This is a genomic window from Aquamicrobium sp. NLF2-7 (genome assembly GCF_022359935.1).
GTDB lineage: Bacteria > Pseudomonadota > Alphaproteobacteria > Rhizobiales > Rhizobiaceae > Mesorhizobium > Mesorhizobium lusatiense.
The window spans coordinates 980,687-995,306 of the sequence record NZ_JAKSED010000001.1; the positions used below are offsets into that span (position 1 = coordinate 980,687).

14 protein-coding genes are annotated in these 14,620 nt (G+C 62.3%); 4 read left to right on the top strand and 10 right to left on the bottom strand.

What is annotated here, in order from left to right:
• Positions 1 to 56 precede the first annotated feature (56 nt).
• The 3 genes from MIC97_RS04835 to MIC97_RS04845 all read right to left on the bottom strand — a co-directional run bounded on the left by MIC97_RS04835 (position 57) and on the right by MIC97_RS04845 (position 3,302).
• Complete coding sequence (locus MIC97_RS04835) at positions 57 to 653, bottom strand: LysE family translocator (protein WP_239799084.1); 597 nt, start codon at positions 651 to 653, stop codon at positions 57 to 59.
• A gap of 223 nt (positions 654 to 876) precedes the next feature.
• Positions 877 to 1,449 carry an acetolactate synthase small subunit gene (gene ilvN / locus MIC97_RS04840; protein ID WP_239799085.1) on the bottom strand — a complete coding sequence of 191 codons (573 nt, stop codon included), beginning with the start codon at positions 1,447 to 1,449 and terminating at the stop codon, positions 877 to 879.
• 71 nt (positions 1,450 to 1,520) lie between these two features.
• The gene (locus tag MIC97_RS04845; protein ID WP_275592318.1) at positions 1,521 to 3,302 is read right to left on the bottom strand and encodes an acetolactate synthase 3 large subunit; all 1,782 of its coding nucleotides are present in this window, start codon (positions 3,300 to 3,302) and stop codon (positions 1,521 to 1,523) included.
• A gap of 344 nt (positions 3,303 to 3,646) precedes the next feature.
• Here MIC97_RS04845 and MIC97_RS04850 point away from each other — a divergent pair, with 344 nt between their 5' ends.
• Entirely contained in the window at positions 3,647 to 5,488 is a 1,842-nt protein-coding gene (locus MIC97_RS04850; RefSeq protein ID WP_239799086.1) for an ATP-binding protein, read from the top strand.
• Positions 5,489 to 5,529: 41 nt separating this feature from the next.
• Here the strand turns inward: MIC97_RS04850 and MIC97_RS04855 are convergent, their stop codons facing one another.
• Both MIC97_RS04855 and miaA read right to left on the bottom strand, forming a co-directional pair.
• Complete coding sequence (locus MIC97_RS04855) at positions 5,530 to 6,321, bottom strand: GGDEF domain-containing protein (protein WP_239801032.1); 792 nt, start codon at positions 6,319 to 6,321, stop codon at positions 5,530 to 5,532.
• 121 nt (positions 6,322 to 6,442) lie between these two features.
• Positions 6,443 to 7,363, bottom strand: a complete 921-nt coding sequence (gene miaA, locus MIC97_RS04860; RefSeq protein ID WP_239801033.1) for a tRNA (adenosine(37)-N6)-dimethylallyltransferase MiaA — start codon at positions 7,361 to 7,363, stop codon at positions 6,443 to 6,445.
• A 16-nt stretch (positions 7,364 to 7,379) separates the two neighbouring features.
• Here miaA and serB point away from each other — a divergent pair, with 16 nt between their 5' ends.
• Complete coding sequence (serB, locus tag MIC97_RS04865; protein ID WP_239799087.1) at positions 7,380 to 8,267, top strand: phosphoserine phosphatase SerB; 888 nt, start codon at positions 7,380 to 7,382, stop codon at positions 8,265 to 8,267.
• On the top strand, positions 8,264 to 8,833 hold the full coding sequence (locus MIC97_RS04870) for a GNAT family N-acetyltransferase (protein ID WP_239799088.1): 570 nt from the start codon (positions 8,264 to 8,266) through the stop codon (positions 8,831 to 8,833). Before serB ends, MIC97_RS04870 begins: the two co-directional genes overlap by 4 nt.
• 143 nt (positions 8,834 to 8,976) lie before the next feature.
• Here the strand turns inward: MIC97_RS04870 and MIC97_RS04875 are convergent, their stop codons facing one another.
• The 5 genes from MIC97_RS04875 to MIC97_RS04895 form a co-directional block, all read right to left on the bottom strand.
• A complete protein-coding gene (locus MIC97_RS04875; protein WP_239799089.1) occupies positions 8,977 to 10,524 on the bottom strand; it encodes a DegQ family serine endoprotease in 1,548 nt (515 codons plus the stop codon).
• A gap of 232 nt (positions 10,525 to 10,756) precedes the next feature.
• The gene (locus tag MIC97_RS04880; protein WP_183831029.1) at positions 10,757 to 10,942 is read right to left on the bottom strand and encodes a DUF2065 family protein; all 186 of its coding nucleotides are present in this window, start codon (positions 10,940 to 10,942) and stop codon (positions 10,757 to 10,759) included.
• Positions 10,943 to 10,945: 3 nt separating this feature from the next.
• The gene (locus tag MIC97_RS04885) at positions 10,946 to 11,884 is read right to left on the bottom strand and encodes a protease modulator HflC (protein ID WP_239799090.1); all 939 of its coding nucleotides are present in this window, start codon (positions 11,882 to 11,884) and stop codon (positions 10,946 to 10,948) included.
• The gene (hflK, locus tag MIC97_RS04890) at positions 11,884 to 12,996 is read right to left on the bottom strand and encodes an FtsH protease activity modulator HflK (protein ID WP_239799091.1); all 1,113 of its coding nucleotides are present in this window, start codon (positions 12,994 to 12,996) and stop codon (positions 11,884 to 11,886) included. Before hflK ends, MIC97_RS04885 begins: the two co-directional genes overlap by 1 nt.
• A 164-nt stretch (positions 12,997 to 13,160) precedes the next feature.
• Positions 13,161 to 13,670, bottom strand: coding sequence for a dihydrofolate reductase (locus MIC97_RS04895; RefSeq protein WP_239799092.1), 510 nt, complete (start codon positions 13,668 to 13,670; stop codon positions 13,161 to 13,163).
• A 158-nt stretch (positions 13,671 to 13,828) separates the two neighbouring features.
• On the opposite strand from MIC97_RS04895, the gene cobF reads away from it, so the two are divergent.
• Positions 13,829 to 14,611, top strand: a complete 783-nt coding sequence (gene cobF / locus MIC97_RS04900) for a precorrin-6A synthase (deacetylating) (protein WP_239799093.1) — start codon at positions 13,829 to 13,831, stop codon at positions 14,609 to 14,611.
• Positions 14,612 to 14,620 lie beyond the last annotated feature (9 nt).

Genomic DNA, 14,620 nt, shown 5'->3' on the forward strand with positions numbered 1-14,620 from the left:
ACTATCCCCATTCCTTGTCAAAGGACAGCCTCGCCGCACTATAGTAGCTTTTTTTGCTACCGCAGCATCGGCCAGAGCGTGGCGGCGAGCAGCACGCCCATGCCGATGTTGAACCATTTCAGGCGCACCGGATCGGACAGAAAGCCGCGCAGCGCCATGCCGAAGCCGGCCCAGCTCGAAACGCAGGGCAGGTTGATGATGCCGAACACCACGGCGATGAGGATGACGGACAGGAACGGGTTTTCCGGATTTGAGAATACCGCCATTGCGGTAACCGCCATGACCCATGCCTTCGGGTTGACCCACTGGAAGGCGGCGGCCTGCAGAAAGGTCATCGGCTGCGCGGAACCGTCTCCGCCGGTCTCGACAGAGCGCGACATCGCGATCTTCCACGCCAGATAGAGAAGATAGGCGCCACCGGCGATCTTGAGCCCCGTATGCAATGCCGGGAACGTCGTCAGCACCGCACCCAGTCCAAATCCGACAGCGAGCAGCAGCACGACAAAGCCGATACCGATGCCGAGCATATGCGGAATGGACCGCACGAAGCCGAAATTCACACCCGAAGACAGCAGCATGAAGTTGTTGGGGCCTGGCGTGATGGAGCTCACGAAGGCATAGGCAGCCAGTGCAAAAAGAACTTCAGAGTTCATGTGGAACCTGCAAAGTCAGCAATGCTGACCTATAGAGAAAAACGGTCTGCTTCGGGCGCGCCAATGGCGTCCGAATCCTTGTGCCAGCAGCATCCATGGGTGGACAGGAAGGCATATCCGGCTTCGGGACCAGCCGATGCATGAGCGGAATGCATTAGCGTTTTCGATGATCGTGAGAGCCGCCCGAACCGAGCGCTAGGTCTTCTCCCACGGCGAAGAAAAACTACATGCCCTGATGGCCGCGGTTCATGGCGGCGACGCCGGTACGACAAATTTCCACCAGACCCAGCGGACGCATGATGGCGATGAACTGGTCGATCTTGGTGCTCTTGCCGGTAATCTGGAAGATGAAGTGCTCGGTGTTGGCATCGACGACATGGGCGCGGAACGCATCGGCAAGCCGCAGCGCCTCGACCCTGTCGGTGCCGGTGCCGGAAACCTTCACCAGCGCCAGTTCCCGCTCCAGCGGCCGCTCCTGCCCCAGCTCATGCGCCCGCACGGTCAGGTCCACCACCCGGTGCACCGGCACGATGCGCTCAAGCTGGTGCTTGATCTGCTGGAGCACATGCGGCGTTCCGCGCGTCACGATGGTGATGCGCGAAAGGTGCGTTTCATGCTCGGTTTCCGAAACCGTCAGGCTCTCAATGTTGTAGCCGCGCCCCGAGAACAGGCCGATGACGCGCGCCAGTACGCCCGGCTCGTTGGCCACGAGTATCGAGAGCGTGTGCGTTTCCGGCTTTTCGGTCTCCCGCGAGATGAAATAGGCCGAACCGGTGGGCTGAAGCTGTGCGTTCATGGTTGAATCCCGATATTCAAAATCTGCAACAATTCACTGTTTTCGCGCAATTTTCACCCACGCGGATCTGGTCAGACCAGCTCCCTGCCCCTGGCGTCGATCGCATTCGCCACCGCCTCGTCCGTCGCCTCGTCCGGCAGCAGCATTTCGTTATGCGCCTTGCCCGAGGGGATCATCGGGAAGCAATTGGCGAGGGTGGCGACGCGGCAATCGAAGATCACCGGCTTCTTCACCGAAATCATTTCGCGGATCGCATCGTCCAGCTCGTCCGGCTTGTCGCAGCGAATGCCATGGGCGCCATAGGCTTCGGCCAGCTTGACGAAATCAGGCATCGCCTCGGTGTAGGAGTGCGAGAGGCGATTGCCGTGCAGAAGCTGCTGCCACTGGCGCACCATGCCCATGTACTGGTTGTTCAGGATGAAAATCTTGATCGGCGCATCATGCTGGATGGCGGCCGACATTTCCTGAATGCACATCTGGATCGAGGCGTCGCCGGCGATGTCGATGACCAGCGCGTCGGGATGGGCGACCTGAACGCCCAGCGCCGCCGGCAGGCCGTAGCCCATGGTGCCGAGGCCGCCGCTCGTCAGCCAGTGATTGGGCTTGTCGAAATGGAAGTGCTGCGCCGCCCACATCTGGTGCTGGCCGACTTCTGTGGTGATGTAGGTGTCACGGTCCTTTGTCAGTTCATAGAGCCGCGAGATCGCATATTGCGGCATGATCACGTCGGGATTGGTCTTGTAAGCCAGCGAATCGCGCGCGCGCCATCTGGCGATCTGCTCCCACCACGGATGCAGCGCCTTCTTGTCGGTTTTGGCCGACGCGCGCCACAGGCGCACCATGTCCTCCAGAACCGTGGCGACGTCTCCGATGATGCCGATGTCGACATGGACGTTCTTGTTGATGGAAGACGGATCGATGTCGATGTGGATCTTCTTGCAATGCGGTGCGAAGGCGTCCAGCCGGCCGGTGATGCGGTCGTCGAAGCGCGCGCCGATGCACACCATGACGTCGCAGTCATGCATGGCCATGTTGGCCTCATAGGTGCCGTGCATGCCCAGCATGCCGAGCCAGCTCTTGCCCGAGGCCGGATAGGAACCGAGGCCCATCAGCGTCGAGGTGATCGGGAAACCGGTGAGGTCGACCAGCTCCCGCAGCAGGTGGCTGGCCTCCGGGCCGGAATTCACGACGCCGCCGCCGGTGTAGAGCACGGGCTTCTTCGCGCCGGCCATCAGCTCGACGGCTGCCTTGATCTGGTTGAGATCGCCCTGCTTGCGCGGCTTGTAGCTGGTCAGCGGCGCGGTTTGCGGGGACACATAGGTGCCTTTGGCGAACTGGATGTCCTTCGGAATGTCGACGACCACCGGACCGGGCCGGCCAGTCGTGGCGACGTGGAAGGCTTCATGCAGAATGGCCGCCAGCTGGTTGACGTCCTTCACCAGCCAGTTGTGCTTGGTGCAGGGTCGCGTGATGCCGACCGTATCGCATTCCTGAAAGGCATCCGAGCCGATCAGGCTGGTAGGGACCTGACCGGTGATGCACACCAGCGGGATGGAATCCATCAGCGCATCCTGCAACGGCGTCACCGCATTGGTGGCGCCGGGGCCGGAGGTAACGAGCATGACGCCGGGCTTTCCGGTCGAGCGCGCATATCCCTCGGCCGCGTGGCCCGCACCCTGCTCATGGCGAACCAGAATGTGCTCGACATCGTCCTGCTGGAAAAGCTCGTCGTAAATCGGAAGGACGGCACCACCCGGATATCCGAAGAGGTGCCTGACGCCGTTGTCCTTCAGCGCCTGAACCACCATTTCGGCGCCAGTCATTTCGCGCCGCTCGTTCTGTCCGTTGCTCATCGGTATGGTCCCGTCCTGTTTCCGCTGTCGCGGGCCGCTGTATCGTCGTTTAGTGCCGTTCTGGATAATAAAAAAGGCCCCCGAGGGAGCCTGTGTGTTGCGCATGGGAGGATTTCGCCCGGTGGTTACACCACCTTGCCCACGCGCCTTCCTACTACGAGAATGAGTGCCTTTTCCATGGGCCGGGACAATAGAGGCGATTTTCATAGCGTGTCAACGCCCAATCTGCGCAGAAAATGCATTTGCCGGATCAGCTTTATTAAGACTGTCGCAACCATGCCCCCTCACGGCACCTTAACCCGGCCATGCCAGAGTGTCGGCAATAGAGTACGGGGGTCTCTGTCATGTTTGTTGAGCGCGGCAATCGGCCGGGTGAAGTCACGTCGCAGGAGCGGCGCGATGCGCAGCAATCCGATCTGCGTATATTGGGGCATGTGGTGCGCTGCGATGGCGCGCGTGCTGTCCTCAGTTCCTACGCCGGCGATGACGATACAGACGATCCAGCCGAGCGCTGGACCGTCGGGCGCATGATATCGATCAATCTGGGTTCAACCCGCACCGTCGGCCTCGTCTATGGCGTCGGCAAGCCCGGACACGACTGGCGGCGCGGCGAGCTCAACGCGATCGAAGTGGAGGTGGAACTGGTCGGCGAGGTGCAGGACAGCGCACAGCCCGGTGCCAGGCCCGTATTCGACCGCGGCATCACCCGTTATCCGCATGTCGGCGCCCATGCCCATCGCATCCGCGCCCGCGATCTGGAAGCCGTCTACGATCTCGCCGGCAGACGCGGCGTCAACATCGGCCATCTGTCGCAGGATGACGGCATCAGCGCCAATATCGCCATTGAGGATACGCTTTCGCGTCACTTCGCTGTCGTGGGCAGCACGGGTGTCGGCAAGTCGACGACCGTGTCCCTGCTGATGCGCAAGGCAATCGCCGCCTGCCCGGATCTGCGCATCCTTATCCTCGATCCTCACAACGAATTCGCCGCCTCCCTGCCGGAGCACAGCGTGCGGATCGACAGTTCGAGCCTCGACCTGCCCTTCTGGATGTTCCGGCTGGAAGAATTCGCCGAAGTGCTGTTTCGCGGCAGGCAGGCCATCCCGGAAGAAGTCGACCTGCTGCGGGATCTAGTTCCCGTCGCGCGCCAGATGTATCGCAATGGCGGATCGTCGGCCTTCACGCGCCGCGGTTCCGACACGCTGACCGCCGACACCCCGATTCCCTACCGCATCGCCGATCTTCTCAAACTGATCGATGAGCGGATCGGGCTGCTGGATGGCAAGACGGAACGGCCGGCGCTGAAATCGCTGAAGGCCCGCATCGAACAGGCTTTTGCCGACCCGCGCTATCGCTTCATGTTCAATTCACACCTGATCGAGGACACGATCCACCAGACCATCGGCAACATCTTCCGCGTGCCGCATGGCGGACGCCCGGTAACCTGCTTCGAGATGGCCGGCCTGCCTTCGGAAGTGGTCAATGCCGTATGTTCGGTGCTGGCGCGCCTCGCCTTCGAGCTGGCCCAGTGGAGCGAGGGACGGCTGAAGCTTCTGGTCATGTGCGAGGAAGCCCACCGCTACATGCCGGCCGACTCGCGTCAGGGCTTTGCGCCGACGCGCGACGCGCTTGCCCGCATCGCCAAGGAAGGCCGCAAATATGGCTGCTTCCTCGGCATCGTCACCCAGAGACCTGGGGAACTCGACCCGACCATCCTGTCGCAATGCTCGACCGTGTTCGCCATGCGTCTGTCAAACGAACAGGACAAGGCGATCATCCGCTCCGCCATTGCCGATTCATCGGCCTCCACGCTTTCGTTCCTGTCCTCCATGGGGCAGCGCGAGGCCATCGCTTTCGGCGAGGGTGTGGCGACCACCATGCGGCTGAAGTTCGAAAAGCTGGACAGAAGCCTGCTTCCGGGCCAGCAAAAAGGCGACGATCCCACCGCCTGTCTCAATGGACGCGAGGTCGATCTGGCGTCGATCGTCAACCGCCTGCGAAACGGCATGGCGCCACAGCCTGAGCCTTCAATGGTGATGGCGGAGCCGGTCGACAGGACGAGCCAGCCCGGCGATCCCGACTATCGCAGAGCATCGTCCCTGTTGCGCAGATCGGTCACGGACGAAACGGACCAGCGCTACGGACTGAAACCCTCGACCTTTGGTATGAAGCCTCACGGAGCCTGAAACGAGTCGAAGCCGGGGCCCTTCCCGGCCCGGTTTCCGTTTCAGGCGCACACCCGATTGCGGCCCTGCCGCTTGGCTTCGTAGAGCTGGCGGTCGGCGCGCCGGTAGAATTCCTCGGCCGTCTCCTTGCCTTCCCATACGGCCAGTCCCACACTGGTTGTTACCCGCAAGCCGCCGCGCCCCGTGGGGATCGATAGTGCCGAGACGGCATCGCGGATGCGCTCCGCCAGCTTTTCCAGCCCGACAAGGTTCATGTTGGGCGTGACGATGCCGAATTCCTCACCACCCAGACGTGCAACGATGTCGTGATAGCGGGTCATGTCACGCAGGCATTTGCCGACGGCACGCAAAACGCGATCACCGATATCGTGGCCGTAGCCGTCATTGACCTGCTTGAAGTGGTCGAGGTCGAGGATCATCAGCCCCAGCGGCTTGTCGATGCGGCGGAACTCCTCGATGTATTCCCTGAGCGCATCGTCGAAGTAGCGACGGTTCTGCACCCCCGTGAGGCCATCGGTCAGCGCCTCGATCTCCAGCGTCTCGGAGCGGGCACTGAGCGACGCCGTCATCTGGCGCAATTTCTTCTCCTCCCTCACCTGCTTTCGGATGAGCGGATAAATGAAGAAAACACCGAAGAACAACGCCGTCGCCATAAGAACGCTGGTAAAGAACAGAAGGTTCTTCAGGTATGAAATGTCGGCAAAGCCGTCAGGCGCCTTTATCTCATGTACAAGAGAATCCACGACGCCATGTGCGAACATCATCAGCATTCCGGCACCCAGAATGACTGTGATGAAGACAAAGAATGCTGACTCTGCCTTGTGAAAACGCATCGCTGCCCGCTTGAATTCCACCCGGAATCCTTATCTCACGAACAAGCTTAACAAAATCTGATTTCAGCAACCAGAGCGCGAACATCTCCGTTCGGCACCGTCGACAATTGTACGATTGTCGTTAAATCATATCCTCATCAATAGCTTGCCGAAGGGCGAGCCTTTTCCACTCCGGACCGGACTGGGTGCGGAACCATGTCGACTGTCTCTTGGCATACTGGCGCGTGGCGGCCTTTGCCCGCTCAGCCGCCTCGCCAAAGCTGATTTCACCGGCCAGCGCCGCCTGCAATTCCCTGACACCGATTGCTTTCATGGCGGGCAAGGCAGGGTCGAGGCCAAGCGCCGACAAGGCGCGCACCTCATCCACGGCACCCCGTTCCAGCATAGCATCGAAGCGTGCGCCTATGCGTACCGCAAGTTGTTCCCGGTCGGGTTCGATGACGAAGCATTTCGCGCTCGCCCGCTCGATCAGAGCGGTCCCGCGCCGCCCCTGCCAGGCGAGGATGGAGAGGCCGGAGGACTCCAGCACTTCAAGCGCGCGCACGATGCGCTGGCCGTCGGCGGGATTGAGGCGCGCCGCCGCGTCCGGGTCCTTCTGCGCAAGCCTGTCGTGCAGTGCAACTGCCCCCTCCTCCAGCAACGCCGCGCGCCAGCGCTCGCGAATGTCCGGCGCTATATCGGGCATTTGGGAAAGGCCTTCGCTCAGCGCACGAAAATAGAGCCCGGTGCCACCGACGAAGATCGGCCGCCGGCCGGCCAGCGCCCCCTCATCCATCAGTTGCACGACATCGCGCAGCCATGCGCCGGTCGAATATGAGGTGGCCGGGGAGACGTGGCCGTAGAGATGATGCGGCGCGCGGCTGAGATCGTCCGCGCCCGGCCGCGCCGTCAAAAGGTCGAGCACGCCATACACCTGCATGGAATCGGTGTTGACGATCGCGCCGCCCAGCTTTTCGGCAAGATCGAGGGCCAGCTTCGACTTGCCGCTGGCTGTCGGCCCGGCTATCAGGATTGCGTTCCTGATGCGCCCTTCCTCTCCCATTTCACCGGACACTCCGATGCCGCTCATCGCAACTCTCATTTCCAATCCATCCAGCCGTTCACTGTCGGCCATGCTGGCAGATAAGGCGTCGGCGGCAGTCCACGCAAGTGAGGTTCATTGGCTTGCGGAGTGCGAGGCCTGCGACGTCGTGCTTCCCGGCGATCTGGATGAGGACGCCGCGACGCAACTGTTGCGCGATGCCGTTGCGGATGCGCCTGTGGATGTTGCCGTTCAGGACCCCGCCAGCCGCCGCAAGAAGATCCTCATCGCGGACATGGATTCCACCATGATCGATCAGGAGTGCATCGATGAACTCGCCGACGAGGTGGGCCTGAAGGAACATGTCGCGGCCATCACCGCGCGCGCCATGAACAACGAGATCGCCTTCGAGCCCGCCCTGCGCGAGCGCGTGGCGCTGTTGCGCGATCTCGACATCACCATCGTCGACCATATCGTTCGCAACCGCCTCACCCTTGCTGCCGGCGGGCAGGCGCTCGTCGCCACCATGCGTGCCAATGGCGCCTGGACCGCACTGGTTTCCGGCGGCTTCGACGTCTTCACCTCGCGCATCGCCGCCATGCTGGGCTTCCATGAAGATCGCGCCAACCGTCTGGTCGAGCTGAATGGCAGGCTGAGCGGCGAAGTGGTCGAGCCCATTCTGGGCCGTGCAGCAAAGGCCGATGCGCTCAATGAAATCTCCGCGCGGCTGAACCTCACGCCCGCCGATGCGATCGCTGTCGGCGATGGCGCCAACGATCTCGACATGATCAGGCTTTCCGGCACCGGCGTTGCCCTGCACGCCAAGCCTTCCGTTGCCGCGCAGGCGAAGGTGCGGATCGACCATGGCGACCTGACCGCGCTTCTCTATCTGCAAGGCTACAGGCGCGAGGAGTTCAGCCAGTGATAACATTGCGGACCGAACGCCTGATCCTGCGCAACTGGGAAGAACGCGACCGCGAGCTCTTTCACCGCATCAACTCCGACGAAACAGTCATGGAATTCTTCCCGTTCCGCCGCGACCGGGCGACCTCCGATGCCAAGATGGACGAGTTTCGCGAAACCTTTGCCCGGCAGGATTTCGGCTGGGCAGCGACCGAAATCGCGGCCACCGGCGAGTGCATCGGCTTCGTTGGCCTCAGCTACACCGAAGACACGCCGTTCATGCCCGCAGGCAGCGTCGAGATCGGTTGGCGGCTGGCTCCCGAATTCTGGGGCCATGGCTATGTGTCGGAAGCCGCCCGCGCCTGGCTCGACTACGGCTTCGAGGTTCTGGGTTTGAAGGAGATCGTGTCCTTCGCCGTAACAGCGAACCAGCGCTCGACAGCCGTGATGGAACGCATCGGCATGACGGCCGAACCCGCCCATGATTTCGACCACCCCGGCGTGCCGGACAGCCACCCGCACCTGAAGCGCCACAGCTTCTACCGCATTACCGCGGAAGAATGGGCAAAGAAAAAGGCGGTCTCCTGACCGCCTTTTTCTTTATGTTGCAATGACCTGCGCACTCCGGCAGTCACCCGAACCCACAGGGTCCGCGACGGCTCACCAGCGGGTCGTGCCGCCCCGTCGCAGGCATGAGCGAAACGAACTGCCGTGAGATCCGAAAACCGCACTCAGTCCATGCGGATCGTCACGAAGCGCAACTCACCGCTTTTCGAGGCCATCATCAGTAGCGCGTTCTTGCGCCCCTGCTCCTTCAGCGCTGCGATACGGTCCACCACATCCGTGGGGTTCGCCACCGATTCCTGTGCGATCTCGGTGATAACCTCGCCCGCCTGAACGCCGCGCTCGGCTGCGGCGGAATCGGGTGCCACTTCCGTCACGACGACGCCGTTGACGCCCTCGGCAATGCCGAACTTGCTTCGTGCAGCTTCGTCCAGCTCGCCGATGGTCATGCCCAGCACGGAAGCCGTGGCCACCGCCTCGCCCTGCTGGCCAGCCTCGTCATCCTCGCCTTCGGCAACCTTCTCGCTGTCTTCCAGACGGCCGAGCGTGACCTTGACGGTCATTTCCTTGCCCTTGCGCACCAGAACGACATCGACGGCCTTGCCCACAGGGCTTTCCGCCACGATGCGCGGCAGGTCACGCACTTCGTCGATCTCCTTGCCGTCGAATTTCGTGACGACGTCGCCCGGCTGGATGCTGCCGTCATCGACCGGACCGCCCTTCATGATGCCGGCGATCAGCGCGCCCTTGGCCTCCTTCATCCCGAGGCTTTCGGCGATGTCCTCGGTCACCGGCTGGATGCGGACGCCGAGCCAGCCACGGCGGGTTTCGCCGAACTCGCGCAACTGATCCACCACACCGCGCGCAAGCTGGGTGGGGATGGAGAAGCCTATACCGATGGAGCCGCCCGTCGGCGAGATGATCGCCGTGTTGATGCCGATGACCTCGCCATGCATGTTGAACAGCGGACCGCCGGAGTTGCCCCGGTTGATGGCGGCATCGGTCTGGATGAAGTCGTCATAGGGACCAGAGTTGATGTCGCGGTTGCGGGCCGAAATGATGCCGACCGTAACCGTTCCGCCAAGGCCGAACGGATTGCCGATCGCCATAACCCAGTCGCCGATGCGCATCTTGTCGGAATCGCCGAACTTCACTTCGGTCAGCTTGTGATCGGCCGGATCGACCTTGAGCAGCGCGATGTCGGTCTTCGTGTCGGTGCCGACGAGCGTCGCCTTCAGCGTCAGGCCATCGGAGAAATTGACCTCGATGTCGTCGGCATCGGCAATGACGTGGTTGTTGGTGACGACGAAGCCTTCCTTCGCGTCGATGACGAAGCCCGAGCCCAGCGACTGGACTTTCTGGGAGCCGCCACCGCGCGGACCACCGCGATCCTTGAAGAATTCGTCGAAGAAGTCCTGGAACGGCGAGCCTTCGGGAAGCTGCGGCATCGGCACCGCGCCCGGCCCGTCCGTTCCCTTGACGGTCTGCGACGTTGAAATGTTGACCACCGCGCCGAGCAGCCCCTCAGCGAGATCGGCCACCGATTCCGGCCCAGCGCCCGTCGCGGGAGACGTTTGCGCCGGAGAGGTTGGCGCCGGAGATGCCGGGGCCTTCTGCGCGAGCGATGGCGTCACGGCAGCGGGGATTGCGAACGACAGAACGGTGGCTGCCAGCAAGGTGGTCCGCGCCGCGCGCACAACGGAATGATCGATCATGGACGGGCTCCGGAACGTCTTTGAGGTTGATGCGACATGATGGCATGAAATACGGCGCGTTTGCGACCGAAACCAGAGCATCGAACGGAAAAGTGTATGCGGGTTTGCGATTATCCGTGCCCGCATACAAAACGGCAGAGCGCCGTGCATCCGCCCGGACGCACGGCGCTCTGACAAGAAAAGATCAATTCTGGTCGAACCGGAAAGAGGTATTGCCCCTCCCCGCTGCCGGTCAGCCTCTAACCAGCCACACGATGCCGACACCGGCCGCGATGGCCAGCATGCCGGCCATGCGGAGCGCGCCTTCGGGGATCGAAAGCACTTCGGCTGCAAGCCGGCGCGCCAGCCGGGGAAAGCCCCCGTAGACCAGGCCCTCGATAACGAGGACCAGGCCCAGGGCCGCCAGAAAATCCTGCACGGATTACTGGCCGCTGGTTGCCGGCGCAGGCGCCTGACGCACAGGGGCGGCAGAAGCCGGGGCGCTCTGATTCGGATCCCTGAAGAACCGGAAGAATTCCGATTCGGGCGAAAGAACCATGGTGGTGCCGTCGCCGTTCAGAGCCGTGCCATAAGCGCTCATCGAACGGTAGAAGTCGAAGAACTGCGGATCGCGCAGATAGGCGCCGGCGAAGATAGAGTTGCGCTCGGCATCGCCCTCACCGCGAAGGATTTCGCCTTCCCGCTGTGCTTCGGCAACGATCTCGACGACTTCACGGTCGGCACGGGCGCGGATGCGCTGCGCTGCTTCGTTACCGCGTGCCCTCAGCCTCTCGGCCTCGGCCAGACGTTCCGCCTTCATGCGCTCGAAGGTCTGCTGCGACACTTCCTGCGTCAGGTCGGTACGGCGGATACGCACATCGACGATTTCGAGACCGAGCGAGGTCGCGTCGGGCCGCATCTGGTCGCGCACTTCGCGCATCATCTCGGCACGCTCTTCCGAAAGAGCAGCCTCGAAGCCCCTCAGACCGTAGACACGGCGCAAAGCTGCGTCGAGACGGGTGCGGAGCCGCTGCTCGGCCAGTTCCACGCTGCCCGAGACGGCAGACCGGAACACGCGCGGATTGGAGATGCGGTAAGCGATGAAGGCATCGACTTCATAGAACTTGCCGCCCGAAACCTGCACGCGGATGTTGTCGAGATCGAAACGCAGAACGCGGTTCTCGATCATCTGCACATTGTCGGCGTCGAAGAAGGAGAACGGCATCTTGAAGTAGATGCCCGGCTCGCTCTTGACGTCGACGATCTCGCCGAAGCGAAGAACGATCGCCTGCTGGCGGGCATTCACCACGAAGATCGAGGAGTAGATCAGGAACAGGATGACGATGCCGGCAACGGCAATGGCTGGAAGACGGTTTGCCATTATTGTGCGCCTCCGGTCGCAGCGCCGGAGCGCTTCTGCAATTCAGGCAGCGGCAGATACGGCACGACACCCGGCCCGCCGCCCTGCTCCACGACCACCTTGTTCGATCCGCCCAGAACCTTCTCCATTGTTTCGAGATAGAGACGCTTGCGCGTCACATCCGGGGCCTTGGCATATTCGTCGTAAACCGAGATGAAGCGCTGCGCCTCACCCTGTGCTTCCTGCACGACGCGGTTCTTGTAGGCTGCCGCCTCTTCGCGAACCTGCGCTGCCTGACCACGGGCCTGACCGAGCTTCTGGTTGGAATACTGGTTCGCCTGCTCGACGAACCTGTCCTCGTCCTGCTCGGCGCGCTGCACTTCGTCGAAGGCATCCGCCACTTCGCGCGGCGGAGCGGCATCCTCGATCGAAATCGCATTGACGTTCAGGCCCGCGCGGTAACCATCCAGAGTGGTCTGAAGGATCTGGCGCACGGATTCAGCGATGCCCTGGCGGTCATCGCGGAAGATGTCCTGCGCCGGACGGCGACCGACGGCCTCGCGCATGGCGCTTTCGGCAACCTGCGTCAGCATGCCGTCGGGGTCGGAAACGTCGAACAGATAAGCGCGCGGATCGGAGACCTGATAGGCAACGGAGAACTGCACGTTGACGATGTTCTGGTCGCCCGAGAGCATCAGCCCGGAGGTGTCGTTGGAGCGTGCAAGTCCGCCGATATTGACGAGCTGCTCGGAAATCTTGGCGGTCTCGACGGTTTCGATCGGCCACCAGTGGAAATGAAGGCCCGGCTCGGAAAGCTCCTGCTTCGGCTTGCCGAAGCGCAGTTCCACCGCAACCTCATCTGGCTGAACGGTGTAGATCGCCTTGAAGAACCACATGCCCAGCACGATCAGGATCAGGACGCCGAACATGGCCTTGTTGCCGCCGTTCCCGCCCGGCAGGGCGCGCCGCAGCTTGTCCTGCCCGAGCCGGATGATGTCTTCCAGATCGGGAGGATTGCCTTGCGGTCCGCCGGGCCCTCTCGGTCCCTGACCCCATGGGCCGCCGCCACCGCCACCGTTGTTTCCGCCGCCACCCCACGGGCCGCCGCCGCCGCTCTTGTCATTCCAGGGCATAAATGTCCTTTCGTCCGCAGTCACTCACGCTACATTTGTGCAGCGCGCAAGCCTTGATCCTCTATAGGGAGGCCAAAGCCGGCTTTCAACGCGCACAGCGCGTAAAACGCCCCTTCTCCATACAGCATTGTGCAACTTTCCGTCATTGTGACGGATAGCAGCTGTCAAACCCGCTTTTCATAGACCACATAGCGTGTTGCGTGGCTGTCCTTTTCTCCCGCAGGAACCTCCTGCTGCTCCACCGGCCGCCAGAGCTGCGGATCGATATCAGGAAAGCGGGCATCGCCGTCCACATCGGCCATTACATGGGTCACATGCAGACGATCGACCATCGGCAGCGCCTGCGCATAAATCTGCGCGCCACCGATGATGCAGACTTCATCGATGCCGCCGGTCGCGGCGACATGCCGTTCGGCGATCCCGATCGCGTCATCCAGCGAATGCGCGATCTCAGCGCCCTCAACCCCGAACGCGCTGTCGCGCGTGACGATGATGTTCAGCCGTCCGGGCAGCAGGCGGCCAATGCTCTCATAGGTCTTGCGCCCCATGATGACAGGCTTGCCCATCGTGTCGGCCTTGAAGCGTTTGAGATCGGTGGAAAGCCGCCATGGCAGGTCGCCATCGCGTCCGATCACGCCATTTTCGGCAATCGCCACATAGATCGCAGTCTTCATCCGTCGTCCCTGTATCGGTCTTCCTCAAACGGTATCGCATATAGAATCCCGCGCGGCACGGTGGTTTTTGGCATCCGGCCATTTTGACACGGCAGCGGTCACGATCTTGCAGCTCGCGCTGCTGGACAGCGCCGGCCCGATCGGGCAGGAAACCAGCCATGCGCAAGCTTTTCGTCATCGGCATCGGCGCCGGAAACCCGGAACACATGACCGTTCAGGCCATCACGGCGCTGAACAAGGCCGACGTGCTGTTCATCCCCGACAAGGGAGAAGAAAAAAGCGATCTTGCCGCATTGAGGCATGAAATCTGCGACCGATTCGTCACCAATGCCCGGACAAGGCGCGTCAGCTTCGATGTGCCCCGGCGCGCCACGCCCTCCCCCTCTTACGAAAGCACGGTGGACGACTGGCACGCCGCGATCGCGGCCATCTATGAAGCGCTGATCCGGGACGAGATCGCGGAAGACGGCTCCGGCGCGCTGCTGATCTGGGGCGACCCCATGCTCTACGACAGCGCGCTGCGCATATTGGAGCGGGTACGCCATCGCGGGAATGTGAGCTTCGACACCGAGGTCATCCCCGGCATTACCGCCATCCAGTCGCTGTGCGCCAGCCATCAGATCGCGCTGAACCGCATTGCCGATCCTGTGCTGATCACCACCGGGCGGCGGCTTCCCGGTGAAGGCATGCCGCCAAACGCCGGCACGGTCGTCGTCATGCTCGACGGACACTGCGCCTTCCGCTCGCTGCCCGACAAAAACCTCACCATCTTCTGGGGCGCCTATCTGGGCACTCCCGGCGAGATCATCATTTCGGGCCGCCTCGGCGACGTCGAAGATCGGATCGTCGCCGTCCGCGCCAAGGCACGTGCCGCGAAAGGATGGATCATGGACACTTATCTGCTACGCCAGCAAGGTGACGCTGAAGAAGACACCTTATAACGTAGACGG

What these genes read in the sequence shown, in the direction of transcription:
- MIC97_RS04855 (WP_239801032.1), bottom strand. Translation starts at nt 6,321, where the DNA reads ATGCGTTTTCACAAGGCAGAGTCAGCATTCTTTGTCTTCATCACAGTC.
- MIC97_RS04850 (WP_239799086.1), top strand. Translation starts at nt 3,647, where the DNA reads ATGTTTGTTGAGCGCGGCAATCGGCCGGGTGAAGTCACGTCGCAGGAG.
- MIC97_RS04885 (WP_239799090.1), bottom strand. Translation starts at nt 11,884, where the DNA reads ATGGCAAACCGTCTTCCAGCCATTGCCGTTGCCGGCATCGTCATCCTG.
- hflK (WP_239799091.1), bottom strand. Translation starts at nt 12,996, where the DNA reads ATGCCCTGGAATGACAAGAGCGGCGGCGGCGGCCCGTGGGGTGGCGGC.
- cobF (WP_239799093.1), top strand. Translation starts at nt 13,829, where the DNA reads ATGCGCAAGCTTTTCGTCATCGGCATCGGCGCCGGAAACCCGGAACAC.
- ilvN (WP_239799085.1), bottom strand. Translation starts at nt 1,449, where the DNA reads ATGAACGCACAGCTTCAGCCCACCGGTTCGGCCTATTTCATCTCGCGG.
- MIC97_RS04895 (WP_239799092.1), bottom strand. Translation starts at nt 13,670, where the DNA reads ATGAAGACTGCGATCTATGTGGCGATTGCCGAAAATGGCGTGATCGGA.
- MIC97_RS04835 (WP_239799084.1), bottom strand. Translation starts at nt 653, where the DNA reads ATGAACTCTGAAGTTCTTTTTGCACTGGCTGCCTATGCCTTCGTGAGC.
- serB (WP_239799087.1), top strand. Translation starts at nt 7,380, where the DNA reads ATGCCGCTCATCGCAACTCTCATTTCCAATCCATCCAGCCGTTCACTG.
- MIC97_RS04845 (WP_275592318.1), bottom strand. Translation starts at nt 3,302, where the DNA reads ATGAGCAACGGACAGAACGAGCGGCGCGAAATGACTGGCGCCGAAATG.
- miaA (WP_239801033.1), bottom strand. Translation starts at nt 7,363, where the DNA reads ATGGGAGAGGAAGGGCGCATCAGGAACGCAATCCTGATAGCCGGGCCG.
- MIC97_RS04875 (WP_239799089.1), bottom strand. Translation starts at nt 10,524, where the DNA reads ATGATCGATCATTCCGTTGTGCGCGCGGCGCGGACCACCTTGCTGGCA.